The organism is Catenovulum sp. 2E275, from assembly GCF_025515275.1.
Classification (GTDB): Bacteria; Pseudomonadota; Gammaproteobacteria; order Enterobacterales; family Alteromonadaceae; genus Catenovulum.
In genome coordinates this window covers 54,766-75,605 of sequence record NZ_JAOPFU010000006.1, presented here as the reverse complement: position 1 = coordinate 75,605, position 20,840 = coordinate 54,766, and the positions used below count along the sequence as shown (strand labels likewise).

Genomic DNA, 20,840 nt, shown 5'->3' with positions numbered 1-20,840 from the left:
TTATGCTTTTTGGCTAGTTAAAGCTAAAGCCTTTTGATAACAGGCTATTGCTTTTGTCGTATTGTTCTGTTGCTGATAAATATCGGCTAAAATACCATAATTTTGTGGATTAGCCGTTTGCTCTGACTGCTGTAGAGCACTTTCCATAGCTTGTTGAGCCAGTTGTAAATCATTATTTTTACAGGCTGTAATCGCTAACAAAACTTTTAATTGAGCGTTGTCAGGCTGGCGTTTAATTTGTTTTTCAATCCACGCGGTTAGTTTAAGCGGTTGATTCAATTCTAGCTGGTGCAACAACGCTAGATTAGAGTCGCTAATATTTTGCTCAAACAATTTTATTAAATTGGATTCAACTTCTTTTTCAAAACCAGCATTGTGTAACGCTAATAAATAAAGCTGGGTGCTTTGTGGAATTGGCTCAATCAATTTGTGCATTGCTTTATAATAGAGCTGAAGCGATTTTAAATCTTTTTGTTCGCTTGCGGCTTTAAATAACGGGGCGAATGCTGCTAAAGTTAATTGATTAAACTCGGCTTGGCTAATGTCTGTATAGCGTTTAACTCTGCTTAATAACTCCCTTTGTTTTTCAAATTGTCCGGTCTGATGATAAAGGCGGGCAAGCAGTAATAAATTTTCGCTGTGTTTAGGTTCTGCTGTTAATAAAACTTCGCACTTTTCAATCGCCTGTTCTGCTTTTCCTTCCTGCATTAAACTTTTACACAGGGCAAATTGTTTATCGGTTTCAGAGCCTGTTTGTTGGGCGCGTAATAAATAAACGCTGCTGTCATCATTATGATTTTGTTGACGAGCTGCCTCCGCCGCAATTAAATAGTGGCTGCTGGCAATTGGACTATGTTTTGCGTGTTTTAAACTGAGTTGCTCCGCTTTTTGCCATTGGTTATTTAATAAAGCTTCAATCGCGCCTTGTAAGGTTTTTAAACTACGGCTGTGTTTTCTGTCGGTGCGCCACTCTCGCCAGTTTTTGCGTACATTAAATACCGAGCGGATGATTAGTTTTATAATCACAAAAGCAATATAAAGCGCAACCAGCATTAAAACAAAACCAAACAGACTGGTTTCCCAAGTCCAGTTAGCAACTGAGATTAGCACATAACCTTTTTCTTCAACTACCACCGCCCCCAATGCAATTAAGGCGCAGGCAAAACAAAAAAACAGGATTATTTTTATCATAATGCCACCTGATCATTTGTTGATGACGTTTGAGAAGCTTGCTGTAGCAAGGCTTTGGCAGTTGATAATGAATTTAGCTCTAATGCTGAAAAGTCCTGAGATAAATCCTGCTGTTTTAAATTGTCCAGCGTTTGTTGGATTTGACCAATTTGTTCAGAATCAACCTGATAATATTGCGCTACCCAAGTTTGAATCTGGCTGATTGCAGTTTGATATACATTCGCTTGCTTGTTAAGCAAAGCCCACTGCGCCTGATTAAATTTACTGGTTAAGTTTTGCTGCAAGTTAGTTACCTGAGCCGGTGATAACAAAGCTTCGACACTGCCGTCGCGCTGTTTTGGTAAAAACAAATCTAAAAATTCGCGCCAAATGATATAAAGATTATCCCAACCAATGGTTGAGCTGGCTGTTTGGTTTTGGCTTTGCTCTGTCGCTTTTGGGATATATGCCTGATTTAGCGGTTGTTGAATTACTTTTTGATTTAATTCTGTGAGCCGTAAATACAAAGTTTGTACATCGACCTCTTTTAATGCTTCGATATTGGCGATGTCGGTCGATATTTGATTACTTAAATTAAACCACTGGCTGTTATTTTGTTGCGCTAAATCAGCCTGAGCTAATTTTAACACGGTAACCGCACCTGTCTTATCCTGCTCAATATAAAGTTTACGTGAGGCTAGTTGAATAAGATGATGAATATCAGCCAATGCAGCTTGGCTTTGGCTTTTATTTAGGCTAGCGGTGACATTGTCGATACTTTGCTGAAGTTGAGTTTGTCGTTGATTTAATGTTTGTTCAAACTGATTTTTAAATTGACTAAGCGACTGGTTTAGCTCATTTTTTAATGTCTGAGTATTGGTGTTTTGTTGTTGGTTCGCAGACTGAATAAACTGGTTTTGCTGCTGTTTTAATTGCTCGCTGAGTAAATCTTTTTGTTCACCTTTTTGATAAGTTAACCAATACTGCCAGCCTGCTAGAGCTAAACCAGCCAAAGCAATTAACAAAGCCAGCCAGGCTATAGCATTCGATTTAGTTTTAACCTTTGGTGGATTTATTGGTGGTGGGGTTGATTTTTCAGTTTTGCTGGCCGTTATTTTATCGGCGCTTGGCTCTGCTTTCGCGCTACTTGAATGAGTTTGCTCTGATTCTTTATTGGCAGAGGTTGAATGAGCCGAAGGCTGAGCTGAAACTTTGTCTGATTCTTTATTGGCTGCCATTTCAATGGTGTTATTGCTGTCGGCTTTATCTGTCATAATTGATTACCATTTATTATGTTCAGTGCTTTTAAAATACTTTGGTTATTGGCACTGTGAATATTGTTAACCTGAGTTAAACCATACTGCTCAACTTGGTTTTTTACACGCTCTGACGGAACTAAACAAGGGGCTGTTTTTAGTTTTTTCAGTAGCTTTTCTGGTGCTTGTTTGATTAAAGTGAGTCCGGCTTCTGCGCTGGTAAATACAAAATAATCTGCTTGAGTTATATTTTCCAGCTCTATGTTTGTAAGGGTCTGCCAGTCACGTTTATATACATTGTAGGTTTTTAAGTCTTTGTTTGCTAGTTTAAAACTTTGCAGAATGTGATCCCGGCCTTGTTCTCCTTTAAATAATAAGGCGCGTTTACAAGCTTGTATTTGAGCTAAAGCTAAAATGCCTTCAGAGGTATGTTGCTGCGGCACGGCTACCTGATTAAAACCGTGTTGTGTTAAATAATCTGCGGTTGCTTGTCCAACAGCTACACACGCTAATTGCTTTAGAGCATAAAGTTGCTGGTCTGTAAGATTTGCCAATAAAAATTGTACGGCATACTGGCTGGTAAAAATTAAACAATCGCTTTGGGTGACAGACAAGTTTGATTGGATAAGTGGTAAATCTATGCCCTGACTAATTTTATAAAGCTCAGGGTTTAGCGAAATAAAACCAGCCTGACTGAGCAGTAAATTTAACTGCTCAGCTCGTTCTCCTTGGCGGGTATGAAATACATAATGCTTATTGGTTGCCATATACTTCGTCAAGTACAGCTTTTGCACCAGCATTTAATAAATCAGTTGCAGCAGCTTCACCCATTGCATGGGCATTTTCTACCGGACCGGTTTTTTCGGTATAAAATCTTTGTTTGCCATCTAATGATGTGACTAAACCACGTAAAAACATTTCCCCATTGTTAATGGTTGCATAACCCGCAATAGGTACCTGACAGCCGCCATTTAACTTAGTATTAAAGGCTCGCTCTGCGGTTAAGCGGGTTGTTGTTAATTGATCGCCCAAACAGGCTAATAAAGCTTGGGTTTGAGTATCGTCTGTTCTGCACTCAATGCCAACAGCACCTTGACCAACCGCAGGTAAAATAGTTTCTGGGGCAATTGATTGTTTTATTCTGTCAGTTAATTTAAGACGAATTAATCCGGCACAAGCTAAAATAATTGCATCAAATTCGCCATCGTCTAATTTACGTAAGCGGGTTTGGACATTTCCGCGCAGGCTTTTGATTTGTAAATCTGGACGAATACTGAGTAATTGGCATTGGCGGCGTAAGCTAGATGTACCAACTACTGCGCCTTGCGGTAACTCATCTAAGCTATTGTATTGGTTAGATACAAATGCATCTCTTGGGTCTTCACCTTCACAAATAACTGATAAACCTAAACCTTGTGGAAACTCCATTGGTACATCTTTCATTGAATGCACGGCAATATCTGCTTCGCCTTCTAACATAGCTACTTCAAGCTCTTTAACAAATAAGCCTTTTCCACCTATTTTTGCTAAAGGGGTATCTAAAATTTTATCGCCTTTGGTTTTAATTTTTACCAGCTCAACCGTTAACTCAGGGTGATGTTTTTGTAGTTCCTGCTGAACGTATTCTGCTTGCCAGAGGGCTAATAAACTATCGCGTGTTGCAATGCGAAGATGTTGTTTCATATAGACTTATAACCTTTAATTGCTTGCCTGAAAGGGTGAAAACGGATTTCAGGATTAGATAAACGCTATCTTAGCTTAAAAGCGATTAATCCCCAAATACGAGATTAAGGTATACTCAAGTTTTTAAACTCGGGTATTGTTATGACCATTTATGAATTTTTAAATATTTTAGTGCAGGCTTTAATGATCCTAATCATTAGTTTAGGTTTTATTTATGCCCGTAAACAATTTAACTTACATGCCCGTTCACATGAATGGGAAAGAATGATGTTAACCCAAAATGCGATTGTCGATTTTCGCAAAAATCAGAGCTTAAAAACCATCAGCACTAAGCTGGATTATTTATCACAAACTCATTCAACCGATTTAAGCAAAATAAATGAAGCATTTGATAAAGACTCAGAACTCAGAGCCGATGCCCACATGTATTTGAATCAAATAGAAATTTTATGTGCAGGCATGTTAAATGGGGTATATGAAGAAAAACTAATAAAAGATAGCATGGGCAATACAATTAGTTATGCTTTTGAATTTTTTAAAGATTATATTGAACAAAGGCGAACCGATTTAAGTCCTAATTTGTATAAAAAAACAGAGCAGGTGGTTAAACTCTGGCAACAAAATAAACCGATTAATCAACCAAAATAAAAGGATGTACCTATGAAACGAATTTGCTGGTTAATACTTTGCTGGCCTTTATTAACCGGCTGTAGTTTATCTTTTTATTACAACAAATTAGATTGGTTCGCTAAATGGTATTTAGATGATTATGTTGAATTACATAGCCAGCAGGCCGAGATTTTTGAGCAGCATTTTGAGCGCTGGCATAACTGGCACAGACAAACCCAGCTACCACTTTATCAACAATTATTAACCGAAATAGAAGCAGATATTAAACAGGGCATATCTGCCGAAGATGTCACTCAGCACTCTAATGCGGCAAGATTGCATTGGCATAATTTATTGGCACATATAGCACCGGATGTGACACGCCAGTTATTAACCTTGTCAGCAGCGCAAAAACAGTCATTAATTGAAAACTTAAAACAAAATATAGAAGAAAAATACCAGAAATTTGCCGATAAAACCGATGCTGAAAGACGGGAAGATGCCCAAGAGCATCACATTGAAGATTATGAAAACTGGTTTGGCCGCTTAACAGATAAACAAATTGCGGAGTTGAAACAACAATTATTGCGTTATCAGGCTGATCGTACACTTTGGTTTGAATACCGGCTTGCTTATATTAAGCAATTTGAAAGCTTATTATTTGCCAATGATGATCCTGTACAAACGGTTAAATTGAACAACTTATTAGCCCAGCCAGAACAAATGCGTAGCGCAGCTTTACAGCAAACGCTTAAATATAACCAAGCTTTGTACGCAGAATTTTTACCCCGTTTTATTGCTGGTTGCAGCGATAAACAAAAACAACATTTATTAGAAAAAATTGCGGATTATAAAACTGAGTTAGCAGAGTTAGTTCGGTAATCACTTTAATATAATATGTGGTTTACGCGTTACTACTTATATAAAGTTCAGCCTATATTTGAATGTTGTTTAAGCCTCCTGAAAATGGGTTCTACAAAATTATTTAATCTCTATATCGTAACTAATTGCATTGATATACCAGACTTTTTTGCCTTCGGGTGTTTGTACTATGGCTTCATCATCTATTTGTTTGCCGAGTAGGGCGCGGGACATTGGGGAGTCGATTGATGAATAATCTTTGCGGCCGTAAATTTCATCTGGGCCGACGATTCTGAATTTTAAGGTTTTGCCATCATCATTTTCTATTTCAACCCAAGCGCCAAAATAGACTTTTCCGGCTTGCTGTGGGTTGTAGTCTACAATTTTTAATACTTCTAAGCGTTTTCGTAAGTATCTGACTCGTCTGTCAATTTCTCTTAATTTAGCTTTATTATATTTGTAATCTGCGTTCTCACTGCGGTCTCCGAGACTAGCTGCCCAAGCTACTTTTTTGGTAATTTCTGGGCGTTCAACCCGCCAGAGTTGATCCAGTTCTTGTTGTAATTGGTTAAAGCCTTCGCGGGTAATTAAGTTTGTTTTCATCTTTTAGGTTATTCAGTGTGTTATTTGTTTAGCTTGTTGTCGTTTTTATGCTTGATAACCTTCCATTGCGAGATGGTTATTAATGCCATTAATTTTATCGCCCGCATGATGGTTTACATAAATCACAGTAGTTGTTTGGCTTTGGCAAATTTTTTCAATAAGCGCCAGTACCCGTTGCCGATTTAATTCGTCTAGCCCTAGACAAGGTTCATCTAAAATGAGTAGTGGCGGGTGTTTTACCATAGCTCGGGCAATAAGCAATAAACGCTGATCACCAAATGAAAGTTGTGTAAAAGGCGTTGTTTGTTTATCGCTTAGCCCTAATAACTCAAGCCATTGTTTGGCTATTTTTTGTTGGTTTGGGCTAGGTTGCTGGTATAAACCTATGCTGTCGAAAAAACCAGAAATAATGGTATTAAGCGCACTTACTCCAACTCGATAATCTAAATGCAATTTATTTGAAATAAACCCAATGTGTTGTTTTATTTGCCAAATGCTTTCGCCGCTGCCACGCTGAAACCCAAATAACCAAATGTCGTTGCGATAACACTGTGGGTTATCGCCGGTGATTAAATTTAACAGGCATGTTTTGCCTGAACCATTTTTACCTGTGAGTTGCCAGTGTTGTTGCGGCATAATATTCCAGGTTAAGTTATGAAAAATAACTTTATCACCAAATGCGACTTTAGCCTGATTCAGTTTAACTAAAGCTTGATCAGCTTGAGGTTGGTAAGATGGTTCAGCCCCTGCCGGTGGGGTTTGTAAATCTGAATGGTCTAAATGCAGTAATTTTTCAAGCGTGGTTAATTTTTCGGTCTCCGATTTTTCAAAGTTAAATTCAATTTGACCTTGATTCAGGTAAGCGTAATGACTGATAAACTCAGGTATCTCATCAAACCGGTTTAAGACAAAAACCATGGTTATTTTATCGCTTAAATTGGCTAATACCTGCGTGAGTTGGGCGCATGATTTTACATCTAAGCCGTCATAAGGTTCATCTAAAATTAATAAATCCGGCTGATTAATTAACGCTTTAATTAATAGCAGTTTGCGGGTTTCTCCGGTCGATAAGTCTCTGAATTTTTTATCTAATAATTTAGCAAAATCAAATTGTTCAATTAATGAATGAGCAAGTGTTAAGTCTTGTTTAAGTTCAGCGCTATATAAAATGTCTTTAACGTCTGTGCCTTCTGCAATTACATCTAAAATATCGGCATCATCTTTTTTGAGTTCTGCTTCAATTAATTTTTTTTGTAGCTCAAAAGAGATATGCTCAATATGCTGAGCTTTTATTGTTAATTGACCAGCCGTTATTTGAGCGTCATCTGCAATTATTTGAGTTAGGGCTGATTTCCCCGAGCCGTTTTTCCCCAGCAAAACCCAGTGTTCACCGGCATTGACTTGCCAGTTAAGGTTATGCATTTTGTATGTTTTAAATAAAGTGGCATCAAGTTGATTTAGGGAAATTAGAGGCTGAGTCATGTTCAATTAAGTGATTGCTAAAAAGATGAGTTTACCTGATAAAAAAAGCGGGTTAAATATATTTGGATGGCTATTTAAGGTTTGTTAAACTGCCTTTAGAATTTATCAGGGATCACGTTTTTGAATTTACTAATAACAAGAATAAATCGCGCTAATCAACAGCTTGTTGCTGTCTTGCTCTCGCTTTTTTTAGGTTTAAACTTATTTTTTTACAGTGTGTTAGCTCATGCTGAAATTGCGATTATTATTGACGATGTTGGCTATAATCAGCGCGATTTTGAGCTATTAACTTTACCTGCCGAAGTTACTTTATCTGTTTTACCCCATACCCCGTTTAGCAAAAAAATAGCTGAACAAGCTTATCGTCGGGGGCAAGAAATTATGCTGCATTTGCCGATGGAATCTATATCTGGCCGAGTTTTAGAGCCGGGTACAATTGAAGCAAACATGGATAAAGCCGAAATTTTAAATACATTAGATTCGGCTTTAGCTGAATTTCCGTATGCAACCGGGGTTAATAACCACATGGGCAGTCGTTTAACTCAGTTATATGAGCCGATGAATGTGATTATGCAGGCGCTTAAAATGCGAAATTTATATTTTGTTGATAGCCGAACAACCAGCCACTCAATTGCATTAGAAGTTGCACAAAAGCAAGGTGTAACCGCTTATCGTCGCCATGTTTTTTTGGATAATGTATTAGACGAGCAAGCAATTAGAAAGCAGCTGGATTTGGTTTTAAAATTAGCTGAAAAAAAACAAACGGTGATCGCCATAGGTCATCCGCATCCACAAACAATTGCCGCGTTACACGCTTTTTTTGCAGAAAACTCGGCTAAAAATATTGAGTTAACTAAAGTGTCATCACTTGAACCTGCCAGCAGTCGTTATGCTAAATTGAACTCAAACGACTATAAAGCTGACTAAAATGCAGGTTTATTTTGTCTCTGTTTTAAAATTATTTACAGCGGTTGGTTGGACTGCTGATTTGTTAAGAGGAATTAAAAGTGTCTGTTGGGATAGTTCGTTCTCTGATTTATTGTTGTGTAGGTTTTATTTTGGTTAATTGTGCAGCAACACAAACAACGGCTGAAAAGCCTAAAGTGGTCGAAAATACAGATATTCGCACCAATGCACTAGATAATCGTAGTTATCAGTACCTGACTTTAAATAACGGCATGCAGGTGGTGCTGATTTCTGATCCTGATAGTGAACAAACGGTTGCTTCGCTGGCTGTTGGCGTTGGTAGTAATCAAAATCCGGCTAGCCAACCTGGACTTGCCCACTTTTTAGAGCACATGCTGTTTTTAGGCACTGAAAAATACCCGCAGCCATCTGGCTTTTTTAAATTTGTTGAATCTAAAGGTGGTTATACCAATGCTTATACCAGCACAGATCATACAAACTATTATTTTACGATTAATCAGGAATATTTTGATTCAGCATTAGATAGGTTTAGTGACTATTTTAAAACACCGACATTTGATCCAACCTATACCGATAAAGAGCGCACTGCGGTTGATAACGAGTGGAGTAAAGGCCGTGGTGAAGATGGTTGGATTTTACGCCGAGTGAGAGGGGAAACTGGTAATCCGGCCCACCCTTTAAGTCAGATGAGTGTCGGCAATTTAGAAACTTTATCAGATAAGCCAGACTCCAATTTATTGGCGGAAATGAAACAGTTTTATCAAACTTACTATTCAGCCAATATTATGAATTTAGTTTTAGCCGGTAAACAAAGTTTGCCTGAGCTAAAAGCGCTGGCTGAAAAACACTTCAGTTCAATCGAAAATAAAAATATTGAACGGCCACAAGTTAATGTTGCCGGAATTTTGCCAGAGCAAATCAATCAACATATTTATTATCAACCACAAAAAGAGCAAAAGTTATTGTTAATTGAATTTCCGATTGGCAATAACAGTAAACAATGGCAGAAAAAAGCAAACAGCTATTTAAGTTATTTATTAAGCTCGGAAGAGCCAAATACGCTTGGCGAATATTTGCGTAATAATGATTTAGCGGTTTCTAGTACAGTTAATGTTGATGAAAAGTTTTATGGTCAAGATGGTTTTGTGCAGTTTAGAGTGCAATTAACAGACAAGGGAATTGAGGCACAAAACCAAATTATTGCAGCGACTTTATCTTACATTAACTTGTTAAAAAATCAGGGTATTCAGCAAAAATATTATGATGAATTAAAAGCATTATCGGTGGACGCTTTTGATACCCGTAGTAAAAGCCCATTGGTGCAAACCTCTACTTATCTAGCCAGAGCTATGTATGAATATCCGCCCGCGCATTTATTGGATTACACCGCAACTTTTGCCGAATTTGATAAAGCAGAAATAGCCAAATTGTTTGCACAATTAAATGTGAATAATATGCGACTTTGGCACATTTATCCCACGGCTCAGGTTGATACACCAATCCCTTATTATTTAGGACAATATGCAACGGCACCGATTTCACCTGCCGAACAAACACTTTGGCAACAACTGGCTGCGCAAATTAAACTGGAATTACCCGCCACTAACGATTTATTTAATCCTGAGTTAGACATAAATGTACCGGCTACTTTAGATAAGCCTACTTTGGTGGTTGAAACGCAAGGCATTGAAGCATGGGCGTTTCATAGCCCAGAGTTTCAAACCAATAAAGGTTGGCTTGAGCTAATTATTAATACATATATTGGCGACAGAGACGGACAATATAAAGTTGCCTCTAATCTATTTAAAAATTTATTTGAGCAACATTTAATTGCTTTGTTAGATAAAGCGGGCAGAGCCGGAACTCAGGTTGAAGTTTTACAATATTCTGGTGGTAGCCTGCGGATTAGAATGCGAGGTAAAGCGGGTAATCAAAGTTTATTGATTGAAAAAATAATGCGCGAGTTAGCTGAATTTACCGCGCAGCCAGATAAATTTAAACAGGCTTTAGCTCAATATCAGGAAAGCTTGCGCAATCAGGCTAAACAAACGCCAGCGCAGCAAACCAATCGTTTATTAGTTCAGTTAATGTATCAAACGTTAACGGATGAGCAATTATTGCAAGCCAGCGAATATGTCTCTCTTAATATGGTTAATCAATACAAACAGGATTTATTACAACGTAACCATATTATGTTGTTCGCTTATGGTGCCTACAGCACGGCAACTGTCAGTGAAATGGTTGAGCAAATTAAACCTTATTTAGCCCAAAACCGAGAAGCGATTAAACGTTATCGCCGTCCGCTTATTGACATTATGGCGGGGGAGAAATTGGTTTATCAGCAAAAAGTAGAGCATAGCGATCAAGCTGTGCTTAATGCTTATATTTATCCTGAAAAGTCAGAAAAAGTGAATCAGATTCTGAATTTGATTAATACTCACTTACGCAGTGAATTTTTCCGTCAGTTAAGAACCGAAGAGCAATTGGGTTATCAAGTGCAAAGCATGAGTTTTGCTTGGTCAGATCATCCAATTTTTCTCATGCTGGTGCAAAGTAACAATACAGATACCGATGCCTTAAAAGCCCGCTTTGACCGGTTTTTAACCGAGTACCAAGCCAGTTTAGCTAATTTGAGTGAACAAGACTTTTTACAAACTAAACAGAGCTTATTGGCTGAATATACCCAAAAGCCGGATAATTTAATTGGCGAAGCTCAGCCTTATTTTAATGACTTTGTCGACGATAAGCTGACATTTGATAGCAAGCAAAAAGCGATTGAGGCGTTAGAGTCAATTCAGCTTGGCGATTTAATGCCGGTTTACCAGAAGATGTTATTGGGTAAACAGCAAATGGAATTGTTAATTCAGCTAAAAGGGACTGGGCTGAACTAAAATTTATGATAAAGCCGCTGATCTGGCGGCTTTATCTAGAATACCCTATTTAAATATCAACTATGGGTGGCATCGATTAAATAATCTTAACCAGTAGTATTATCCATAATAATAAAATACATATTATTGCGGCAAAAAAGCTAAGCATCCTATGTCTAACATTATTATAAGAAAGATGAATATAAGCTTGTAACACTCTAAAACCAACAAATAGCCAAGCAATAATTTGTGCACTAATAGTTTCTGAGTTTGTCACCAAATATAACAGGCAAATAACATAAAATAAAATAGGTACTTCAAATAAATTATTAAAGCAGCGAGTTGTTTTTATTACTATTTCAGGTGTATTTTCACCTTGCATTAGACGAAAATATTTAATCGGCAAAGAGCCATTTTTTACACTGGCAAACCTTGCTTTTAATGCTATCAAGCCAACAATAATTGTAAGCAGTGTCATTGCAAACATAGCTATAATCATATTTAGTCCTTACTTAGATAGTTAATAGTCATACATTTTGAGTTTCATTCAAAACTTCATCTTAATGAGATTTAAAATATGATAAAGAACATATTTTAAAAGTGCCGTTAGTTACGGCGCAGAAATAATATGTTAATGCAGTAAAAGCCACAGGGTCTTTCAAATAGAGCCTGGATAGAAAAATTATTAAATTAGTATTTGAGACAAGGTCATGTGAAAGGTGTAAAACCTTGTCCGCTAGCATTTTTGGTCAATGATATCGTTTTTAAGGAAAGCCAAACCAAAAATATTTATACTCGATCATTTGAAAAAAATGAATGAGTTTATTTGTGATGATTTAGAGTTAGGAACCGGAGATAATGCAATAGTGAGCCTTGTCTTTACTTCTTTAGTCATTAGCGCTATTGCTATTTTTAGGACACTAGAAGACCCATTATTAATTGATTCTATTCTCGAATCAAGTCGACTCCAAGTTTGTAGTATAATCAATAATGCCATTACCTAAGGCCTGTTGATCTTTTGAGCACAATTTTGCAGCCGTTTGACTTAATCCATTAGGCCTTCAACGCTGCGCCTCTATTAAAAAGCATTTAGTTAGAACAAAATTTGTATATCAAACGTTAACAGGCCCTAGTTAAGTTGAAAATTTAGCTTTAATTAGTCCAAGAATTGCTTCAGCCGCAAACGATAGCACGGCTTTTTTCCGCCATATTACACACAGTTGCCAGCGTAGGCTTGAGCTTTTTAAAGGCTTTAATGTAACCCCTTGAGTGATATGTCTTTCCGCAATTAATTTAGGCAAGAGCATAACGCCTGCACCAGCCGCCACTAGCGCCAAACCAAAATCGGTTTGTGATACATTAGTTATTTCTTTCGGTTTTATGCCAGTTTTGTCGTACTCACTTAAAATCACTTTGTGTAACATAAAAGATTCTTCATAAGTGACTAAAGCAACATCAGCTAAGTCTAATAAACTTAATTCTTGTAATTGGGTTAACGGGTGACTGTTTGGCAAAGCAACCATCATAGGATCATTACACACTTGCAGCCATTCAAAATCCTGATCATCCGGTATTAAGCTCATTGCCAGTTCAATTTCACTATTACGCAGTGCGTTTTCCTGCGCTGCGCCACCACGCTCTAATAATTCAATTTCAATTTGAGGGTAGTTGGCTCTGAATTTGGCAATTATTGGGGCAAATAACTCAGCACTGCCAAGCGGCGATAACCCTATTTTTAAATGGCCGTATTCTAGCCGTTTAAGCATTTTTAGCTCGGTGAGCATTTTGTGTTTATTGTCGAGCAGTGTTTGGGCGTGTTGATACACTAAACTGCCCGCTGGTGTGAGTTTTATTTGGCTACCGCGTTTCCCCCGCTCCAGCAAAATTACAGACAGTTCATCTTCAAGCAGTTTAATTGCTTTGCTTAATGCCGGTTGTGAAATATGAACTTGCTCAGCCGCTTTACCAAAGCTGCCAGTTTCAACAATCGCAGTAAAATAATTGAGAACACGTAAATCCATTAATTAACCAAAAGTTATTGATTTCATATTTAACATTCATTTTAACTATATTTTGTTGAGATTTATACTGGTCACATCATTATTTAAACTGATCAGTTGGAGCAATTATGACCAGCAAAATTAACTCTGTATTGCGTTGTTTAGTTCAGCTCGCTGCTATTTGTGGCTTGTTGTTATTATGCAATTGGCTGGTTGGAATAGTCAATTTTCCGGTGCCGGGTAGTATTTTAGGGTTAGCTATTTTGGTTATCTTGCTGGCGACTAAAGTTATACCGGAAAGCGCAATTAAAACCGGCGCAAACTGGTTAATTGGCGAATTATTATTGTTTTTTGTGCCGCCGGTTATTTCTGTTTTAAAGTATCAGGTGCTTTTGCGTCAGGATGGTTTGACCATTGTTGCTACGGTTATTATCGGCACTGTAATTGCGCTGGTTGGCACTGCATGGGTGGTTGATAAAGTTTTTAAGCTTGAAAAACAATTAAATCAGCGTCTTGATCGTTTAATAAAGGGAGCAGCCCATGTCTGATACTGCTCTGGCAATCATGAGCTTGTTGGCAACCATTGGGTTTTATTATTTAAGTAAATGGGCTTATTTATACAAAAAGGTATTTTGGCTAGCGCCTATTTTAGCAGCCCCTTTTGCGGTTATTATTTTTGTTTTGGCAATGGATATTCCACTAGACAGTTACTTTAAATATACCCATTTTTTAGTGATGATGCTTGGCCCTGCAACGATTGCATTTGCTTTGCCGATTTATCAGCAAAGAAAAATTATCAGTCGTTACCCAATTACCTTAACCTTAGGTATGATTACCGGATTAACTTTGGGTTTATTGTCTTCATGGATTTTGGTGCAACTATTTCCAATGCCGGACGAATTGGCAAATAGTATGTTAACTCGCTCAGTTTCTACCCCATTTGCGATGCAAGCAACGGTTAAATTTGGCGGGATCCCTGATTTAACCGCTATGCTGGTATTAATGACAGGTGTTATTGGTATGGTTATTTGTGAGCCGGTTTTTAAAATGATTGGTGTTAAAACTTCATTGGCCAAAGGCGCAGCTTTAGGTGCTGCATCACATGGTTCTGGGACTGCCAAAGCGTATGAAATTGGACAAGAGGAAGGCGTTATCGCCAGTTTAACTATGATTTTTACCGGTGTGGCTATGGTATTAGGCGCACCTTTATTCGCTACTTTTTTATGACACCATTTTATGACACAACAAATACTCACCCTAATTCGTGGATTACCCGGATCAGGTAAATCTACTTTAGCTAAAACACTGGATGCGACGCATTTGGAGGCAGATCAGTTTTTTATTAACAAACAAGGTGAGTATCGCTTTGATAGCAGTTTGCTTGAGCAGGCACATAACTGGTGTTTAAAACAAACCGAATTAGCATTGTTACGTAAAGAAAATGTGGTTGTCGCCAATACCTTTGTTCGCTACTGGGAAATGAGGGCTTATCGAAAGCTAGCTGAAAAGTATCAGGTTAAGCTAGAGATCATAACTTGCAAAGGGGAGTGGGCTAATATTCACAATGTAGCGCCAGATGTCATTCAAAAAATGAAAAAAAACTGGCAGGATAGTTAATAAGCTTCCCGCCAAAAAATAACTCTATCTTTACCTCGATATAGACCCCAAATCAATTCAGAATTTATATAGGTATCTAAAGACCCGTCTGCATTCCAGTCATATTGCAGATAAGGGTAATCAAACAAATTGATCCGGTTATTTAATGTGCCAGAGTTACCAGAACCAGGGGCTGAAAAGTTCAAATGTAATTGACCATTTTGGCTTGTTAATAAGCTGCCCGCAGTGGATGGCGACAACAAGTTAACATTGTTACCGCTACTGATCGAGTAAGATGAATGCCAATTCTCATTCACTCCATGGGTCGTGCTGCCAATGGTGAAAGTATTAGACGTTAGCTGAGTGATATTGTCATCAGTTAATGATTGCCAACCTAATGCAGTGTAATATTCAATATAAATTGGTAAGTTAAGTGGATCGGTTTCTGGTCCATAATTGTTGTCTGTTACCAATCGAGCAGAGCGAATTGTGGCTGAATATGGCGAAATGGTTTTCGTTTGATTGTTAGATATTTGGTTATAAGTGCTATCAAGAAAAAAGTTACTGTTAAATTGTAATCTAATATCACTTTCAAATGGGACTTGCTCCATATTCGCTGCATTTTTGGTATAGCTAAATTCATCACTAGTTGAAAATTCATAACTATAGCTACCATTGTTATTATCAGTTAGTAATCCATCAGTAAAACTAGAAGTGATAGGGCGGCCACTTACACTACTAGCTGATATTTGGTTGTAGTTGGGTTTCAAATTAGCCGTGTTTAATGCAGGCGAATAGTTATAGACAATCTCTCCTTGGGCATTTTCAGCTAAAATCATAACTTTAGGTTGAGTTTGGTAACCAAAATCCTGACCTAGATATGTAAATGAGTTGATGACTTCTTTATATTGACCTTGTATTCGACTATCGGTAAACCCGTTAGGTAAAGTATCTATTGATTGATAAATTAATAGATTACTAGGAATGAACACGCCTAAGCTTTTTGTATTTGATAAAATAGATAAACCAGAGTTTAAATAATTAGGTTCTTGAACTGTAAGCCGGTAGCTACCAACCTCGTTAATTTTTGCACTATTAAACTGATAAATACCATCACTAAAGTGAATACCAGAAACCCCCGTAAAGCTACTGACTAAAGATGAGTCTATTGTATTAGCATCCTGATTATAAGTTAGTTTAGCTTCTTTCCCGGTATAGCTTGCACTTGAGGGGATGTCTCTAAAAAACTGAAATTGTAGTTTATCAGCTACAAAGTTTGGGGTTATGGAATCATCACTACATTGAGCTGTAATACTAAAACTGAAGTTAGTAGCAGCTACTTGTTCTGCTGTTTCACTAGTGACTAGATTGAATTTGGCCGGAACCGCAATAACCTGACCATATCCGCTGGCAAGTATTTGATTAGGGTCTTCAGCCGCAATGCTGATAATGCCTGCATCTGGGTAATTAACATCTACAGTTGCGGTAGCATTTTCATTAAAGTTTAATATTGTATTTTGTTCTTGATTATGAGTAAAAGATACACCATTTATGTTAGCAGGATTAGCTGGATTAGGAGCGCTAGGCGTTACATAGCTGAAGCTTAAATTTATACTTTTATCTCCTTGCCAAGCTGGAGAGCAACTTAAATTTTGATCTGTTTTTAGTGCTTTTATTGTTAACTGGGTATTCTCACAACTTCTTGTGGAAGCGTTGCTAATAAACAATCCTGAATCACTAAATAAAATTTCGCAATTGCTTAAACTCCCACTTTCATCTTTACATTGAGTTAGGGCTGTTTGTGATAATCCCGATAGAGTTAAATGGGCGGTTAAAGTACCAGCTTGGGTGAATTGTACCACTTTACTACCAATAAAAGCGTTGTTATCTAATGCGCTAGTATTACCTGAAATCGTTTTATTTAACGTGGCGAAAGCTTGCGTTGTTGCCAGTTGTGAGCAGCTTGAATCTAAACAAGCTTTTACAGTTACCTGAGCTCCCAAGCAACTGATAGCCGTTGTTGGATGAATGATTTCAAAATGATCTATTGTTTCTTCTTCATTAGTTTTACCAGGTGAAGGATCACAGTTACTGTCCCATTCATTTTTATCTGCACTGCCATCAACAGTGGCACATGCATTGTCTTTATTTCCTGGGGGCTCGATTAACGTTGATGCTTCTGGGTAATCTGTTAAGCAGTCACTCCATTCACTGTTATCTCCTTCTCCTTGTTGATATTTTAAATAATGAACGAGTTGGTCCCTATCATCGACTAATAATATTTCTTGGAAGTTGTTGTGCCAATCTATACCGCTTTTATCAAAAAGATAGTTAGTCGGAACACCCGAAAGCTGCTCATTATCAGGATCTTTCGCAAAAACAAGAAAGTCACCTTGATTAAAAAACTTATTGCTATTAAACAAAGTAAACTCAAACTGGCTGCTTTTATCACTACCATGCATTTTAACTTTCCAGTTTTTTAAATTAATTTTCCGGCTAGCATCTCGAATATAAAGTTCAATCCAACTATTTCTATTCTCGACATGAAATTCGTTTATTGTGACTTTAGCTTTATTATCTCCAGCAACAGGGCAGCTAGATACTATAGGTGTTGTTTCACAAGCATCACCAAAGTCTATTTGATTAGGATCACCTGCATATTCAATTGTAGTATTACTCGTTAGAGTTAAATAACCAACTGACATTCTGCCATAAAAACTTGCATAGTTATCTAATGTGACACGACCGTCATTTGCAGCACTATCTACATATAAAAAAGCAGACATTTTGGTTTCGCTGGTCATGTTTACACTATTATAGGTATCTTGCCCATGCACATAGACGATCATATTATTTGGAGAAGTACCTGCATTGATTTGACTATAATTATTTAGCACTAAATTATTTTTTACATGTAAACGCACAGGGCCTGAGCCTCTACTTGTATCAACAATAATATAACCATTACTCATATTTAGTGAGTCAGTATAATAATCACCGGGGGGCAAAAATAGCTTGGCATGATTGTGAAACGTTAGTGATTTAAAGCGATATACGCTATTAGGGTGCTCTATTCTTCCCGAAATATTGCCATTTAAAGTGACATTACCATTACTGCTATTGGTGAATGTTACATCATGTTCGTATTGAATCCAGTTACTAGCGGTTGAGGCTAAAAATGTTGGTAAAGCCATTTCTGGATTTGCTTTACCGCTAACATTACATTGAATATTATCACCACAACCATTTATTGGACTGTAATCGTTAATTGACTTAAAAGGCAAAGCTTGAGGTGCAGGGTCATTAATTATTTTTGCGTTATTCCACATTGTTAAAGTACCTTGTTTAGTATTAGAAGCAATTGCACCACTAAATACTTGGTCACAACTTGGCGCTGCCAATAAAAAAGAGGGGAAAAAGATACTAATCCAAAAAATAATGAGCTTGCTTAATTTCATAAACCAACGGCCTCAATTATGAGTCTGCGAGATGTTGTTAACTCTGCAGCTGTGCATTGCCCTATAGCTGAAATAATAAAGAGATCACCACCATTATTTACACCAGAGCGAGTTTCACAAGATAAGCTAACAGTACAACCGCTAAAAAAACTTTTTTGTTGAGGTAGGTTAACCGTGCTAGCTGTTATTGTTGCGCAATCAGTTGATGCTGTTGAGTCCAATGGATATAAACGTGATAAACCAACTTCTAAACCCGCTTTGGCTGATAAAAGTGCTCTTTGCCCTATTACTTCATAACTGATATTGCTGCCCCCAATACTGATTGTACGTAAAATACCAGCTAATAACACTGCCATAAAAACAATAATAAATAAGCTTGTAACCAGTGTTGAACCTGTATGTATAGACTTATATTTAAGGTGCATTGGGAACCTGAACTAAATGGTACATGAACATGTTGTCACTATTTGCTGTTAAGCGTGAAAACTTTAAGTATAACGCGACTTGAGCATGACGCACTAAATCTGCTGTCCCTATTCTAAATGGTTGTTCTTCCGGCAATTGATTATTTACATTTTGTGCCATTAAAGCGTAATTAACACCTAACTGGGTCTTTAATTGGGTTGGCGTTAATTGATTTACTGAGGTTGCATAATTTTGATAACGATAAATCTTTTGGTCTTCAAGACAAAAGCTTACAGGGTTACTCCAAATATAGTAGCGTTTTGCAGGTGAACCGGCAGCAAAGCTAATATTAGAAGTGAAATAGACGAGTTGAGAGTCATCTACGACGGAATCAACAGAATCAATTAGGAAGCTTTGCTGCTGGGTAGAATCATATACTTTAGCTGGGCTAGTTGGATAAATAGTGATTATGTTTCCTGCTTCTATAAAGCTAGAACTAGGGGCAACAACAGATAAATAATTTTTGCTTTCTGATATAGGGATAGATAAATATCGTCCACTGGTTTTTATTGGTATAAATTCAATACAGGAAAAGCTAGCAGAGTTTAGCACTCTGATACTATATGGAATAGCTTGCTTGAACTCACGAGTTAATCGTTCAACAATAAAGCGGCTATCGTCTAATACTTGCTGCCTTTCTGTTACATCCACATAATGTTGTGCTCCCCAACCTAAAAACCGGGTGGAGAATAAACTAATAATAGCTAAAACAACAATAACAATGACCAATTCAATTAGGGTGAATCCTTTGATTTTTATAGAGGAATACATTAATAATTCCCCTTGTAACTAGCAAACTCAGTTTGATTGCCGAGGGGATCAGTGACAGTAATTATAATTAGTTTAAACTGGCCAATTGTTGAATCTGCAACTCCATCAAAGTTTGAATCGTAAAATACTTTAACACTTACTTTAAATTGAGCATAAGCAGCTTCTAATTCTGAGTTTAGTGGTATATTTAAGCTAACAATTTCATTGCCACTTTTTTCAAAGGCATTATAGTCGTCAATATCATCAAATTCGGTTTGATTGGATTCGTCAGTATCCGGCTGTAAGTTGTTGGCTGCAGAACAGCTTTGTGCGCCGGCATCGTTACTGCTACAGCGAGTTAATCCACCACTGCGATCTGAATTTTCATCAAAAGATTTAGCTGTTATTTCGCTCATCAAAGCTGATGCTAACTCGGTTGCCCGGATTTGATGCCAAGGATCAGCAACAAATTTATTGCTGTTTTGAAGCATATTAATAAAAAATACCATAGCAATCGCTATTAGCATAATACCAACAACTAGCTCAATTAGAGTAAAACCATTCTCTTGGGGTTTATTGAGCGATATTTTCATAGATGAATATAACCTTGGGGTTCAATATAAATTGTTTCTGTCTGGTCATTGGCTGTTAAAGATATGCTGCAGCCTCCAGTGCAGGCAAATTCAGGGATCCCCAAAGAATTAAATGAAATTTGTGAATAGCTGGTTACACGTCGGTCATTAACCGTAATAAATAGGCGGTAATTATTGTACTCTGCTTGGCTATAGCCTAAATAAGGTTGAGCAAAACTAGCCGGAAGAGTATAACTCGAACAGATATTATGTTGACCAAAACGCTGGCTTCGGTAAACCAAAACTTTATAACATTGGCTACTTTGCGAGTCTTGCATAGATTGCAGTTGGGTATGACGTAAAATAAATAAAAGTCGGTCTCTGGCATCAATTAAGTGAGAACTGCGATCAATAATTGATATTTTAGGTAAAGCAGTAACAGAAATAATGCCAATAATAATAATGACAAGGATAAGTTCGACTAAGGTAAAGCCTTGCGTGCGAGTCATTTTTTGAGGTATTACCGGAAAGACTAATC

General features: G+C 37.4%; 20 protein-coding genes. 7 read left to right on the top strand and 13 right to left on the bottom strand.

Annotated elements, in window-relative coordinates:
* The 4 genes from N7931_RS05495 to hemC are packed head-to-tail and all read right to left on the bottom strand — an operon-like array spanning position 1 to position 4,109.
* Complete coding sequence (locus tag N7931_RS05495) at positions 1 to 1,191, bottom strand: heme biosynthesis HemY N-terminal domain-containing protein (protein ID WP_262792509.1); 1,191 nt, start codon at positions 1,189 to 1,191, stop codon at positions 1 to 3.
* On the bottom strand, positions 1,188 to 2,444 hold the full coding sequence (locus tag N7931_RS05490) for a uroporphyrinogen-III C-methyltransferase (RefSeq protein WP_262792508.1): 1,257 nt from the start codon (positions 2,442 to 2,444) through the stop codon (positions 1,188 to 1,190). Before N7931_RS05490 ends, N7931_RS05495 begins: the two co-directional genes overlap by 4 nt.
* Positions 2,441 to 3,193, bottom strand: a complete 753-nt coding sequence (locus tag N7931_RS05485; protein WP_262792506.1) for a uroporphyrinogen-III synthase — start codon at positions 3,191 to 3,193, stop codon at positions 2,441 to 2,443. The genes N7931_RS05490 and N7931_RS05485 overlap by 4 nt, the downstream gene beginning before the upstream one ends.
* Positions 3,180 to 4,109, bottom strand: coding sequence for a hydroxymethylbilane synthase (hemC, locus tag N7931_RS05480; RefSeq protein ID WP_262792504.1), 930 nt, complete (start codon positions 4,107 to 4,109; stop codon positions 3,180 to 3,182). Before hemC ends, N7931_RS05485 begins: the two co-directional genes overlap by 14 nt.
* 141 nt (positions 4,110 to 4,250) lie before the next feature.
* Here hemC and N7931_RS05475 point away from each other — a divergent pair, with 141 nt between their 5' ends.
* Together N7931_RS05475 and N7931_RS05470 are read left to right on the top strand one after the other, a co-directional pair.
* A complete protein-coding gene (locus N7931_RS05475) occupies positions 4,251 to 4,757 on the top strand; it encodes a DUF4760 domain-containing protein (protein ID WP_262792503.1) in 507 nt (168 codons plus the stop codon).
* Positions 4,758 to 4,769: 12 nt separating this feature from the next.
* Entirely contained in the window at positions 4,770 to 5,600 is an 831-nt protein-coding gene (locus tag N7931_RS05470; RefSeq protein ID WP_262792502.1) for a DUF6279 family lipoprotein, read from the top strand.
* Positions 5,601 to 5,699: 99 nt separating this feature from the next.
* Here the strand turns inward: N7931_RS05470 and greB are convergent, their stop codons facing one another.
* On the bottom strand, positions 5,700 to 6,182 hold the full coding sequence (gene greB, locus N7931_RS05465) for a transcription elongation factor GreB (protein WP_262792501.1): 483 nt from the start codon (positions 6,180 to 6,182) through the stop codon (positions 5,700 to 5,702).
* 45 nt (positions 6,183 to 6,227) lie between these two features.
* The gene (gene modF, locus N7931_RS05460) at positions 6,228 to 7,664 is read right to left on the bottom strand and encodes a molybdate ABC transporter ATP-binding protein ModF (protein WP_262792500.1); all 1,437 of its coding nucleotides are present in this window, start codon (positions 7,662 to 7,664) and stop codon (positions 6,228 to 6,230) included.
* 120 nt (positions 7,665 to 7,784) lie between these two features.
* On the opposite strand from modF, the gene N7931_RS05455 reads away from it, so the two are divergent.
* On the top strand, positions 7,785 to 8,591 hold the full coding sequence (locus N7931_RS05455; RefSeq protein WP_262792499.1) for a divergent polysaccharide deacetylase family protein: 807 nt from the start codon (positions 7,785 to 7,787) through the stop codon (positions 8,589 to 8,591).
* A gap of 80 nt (positions 8,592 to 8,671) precedes the next feature.
* Entirely contained in the window at positions 8,672 to 11,482 is a 2,811-nt protein-coding gene (locus N7931_RS05450; RefSeq protein ID WP_262792498.1) for an insulinase family protein, read from the top strand.
* A gap of 76 nt (positions 11,483 to 11,558) precedes the next feature.
* Here the strand turns inward: N7931_RS05450 and N7931_RS05445 are convergent, their stop codons facing one another.
* Positions 11,559 to 11,960, bottom strand: a complete 402-nt coding sequence (locus N7931_RS05445; protein WP_262792496.1) for an MAPEG family protein — start codon at positions 11,958 to 11,960, stop codon at positions 11,559 to 11,561.
* 634 nt (positions 11,961 to 12,594) lie between these two features.
* Positions 12,595 to 13,482, bottom strand: a complete 888-nt coding sequence (locus N7931_RS05440) for a LysR family transcriptional regulator (protein ID WP_262792495.1) — start codon at positions 13,480 to 13,482, stop codon at positions 12,595 to 12,597.
* A 107-nt stretch (positions 13,483 to 13,589) separates the two neighbouring features.
* Between N7931_RS05440 and N7931_RS05435 the strand changes: the two genes are divergently transcribed.
* The 3 genes from N7931_RS05435 to N7931_RS05425 are packed head-to-tail and all read left to right on the top strand — an operon-like array spanning position 13,590 to position 15,078.
* The gene (locus N7931_RS05435; protein ID WP_262792494.1) at positions 13,590 to 14,009 is read left to right on the top strand and encodes a CidA/LrgA family protein; all 420 of its coding nucleotides are present in this window, start codon (positions 13,590 to 13,592) and stop codon (positions 14,007 to 14,009) included.
* Complete coding sequence (locus tag N7931_RS05430) at positions 14,002 to 14,688, top strand: LrgB family protein (protein WP_262792493.1); 687 nt, start codon at positions 14,002 to 14,004, stop codon at positions 14,686 to 14,688. Before N7931_RS05435 ends, N7931_RS05430 begins: the two co-directional genes overlap by 8 nt.
* 9 nt (positions 14,689 to 14,697) lie before the next feature.
* Positions 14,698 to 15,078 carry an ATP-binding protein gene (locus N7931_RS05425; RefSeq protein WP_262792492.1) on the top strand — a complete coding sequence of 127 codons (381 nt, stop codon included), beginning with the start codon at positions 14,698 to 14,700 and terminating at the stop codon, positions 15,076 to 15,078.
* On the opposite strand, the gene N7931_RS05420 is transcribed toward N7931_RS05425, so the two are convergent.
* From N7931_RS05420 to N7931_RS19525, 5 genes are read right to left on the bottom strand one after another with little or no spacing between them, the layout of a single operon-like run.
* Positions 15,075 to 18,515, bottom strand: a complete 3,441-nt coding sequence (locus tag N7931_RS05420) for a DUF6701 domain-containing protein (RefSeq protein WP_262792491.1) — start codon at positions 18,513 to 18,515, stop codon at positions 15,075 to 15,077. The two genes, N7931_RS05425 and N7931_RS05420, sit on opposite strands and share 4 nt — an antisense overlap.
* On the bottom strand, positions 18,512 to 18,940 hold the full coding sequence (locus N7931_RS05415; protein WP_262792490.1) for a hypothetical protein: 429 nt from the start codon (positions 18,938 to 18,940) through the stop codon (positions 18,512 to 18,514). The genes N7931_RS05420 and N7931_RS05415 overlap by 4 nt, the downstream gene beginning before the upstream one ends.
* Positions 18,930 to 19,751 (bottom strand): prepilin-type N-terminal cleavage/methylation domain-containing protein, encoded by an 822-nt coding sequence (locus N7931_RS05410; protein WP_262792488.1) that lies wholly within the window; start codon positions 19,749 to 19,751, stop codon positions 18,930 to 18,932. The genes N7931_RS05415 and N7931_RS05410 overlap by 11 nt, the downstream gene beginning before the upstream one ends.
* Positions 19,751 to 20,323, bottom strand: coding sequence for a prepilin-type N-terminal cleavage/methylation domain-containing protein (locus N7931_RS05405; RefSeq protein WP_262792487.1), 573 nt, complete (start codon positions 20,321 to 20,323; stop codon positions 19,751 to 19,753). The genes N7931_RS05410 and N7931_RS05405 overlap by 1 nt, the downstream gene beginning before the upstream one ends.
* On the bottom strand, positions 20,320 to 20,811 hold the full coding sequence (locus tag N7931_RS19525; RefSeq protein WP_316250567.1) for a prepilin-type N-terminal cleavage/methylation domain-containing protein: 492 nt from the start codon (positions 20,809 to 20,811) through the stop codon (positions 20,320 to 20,322). The genes N7931_RS05405 and N7931_RS19525 overlap by 4 nt, the downstream gene beginning before the upstream one ends.
* Positions 20,812 to 20,840: the final 29 nt, after the last annotated feature.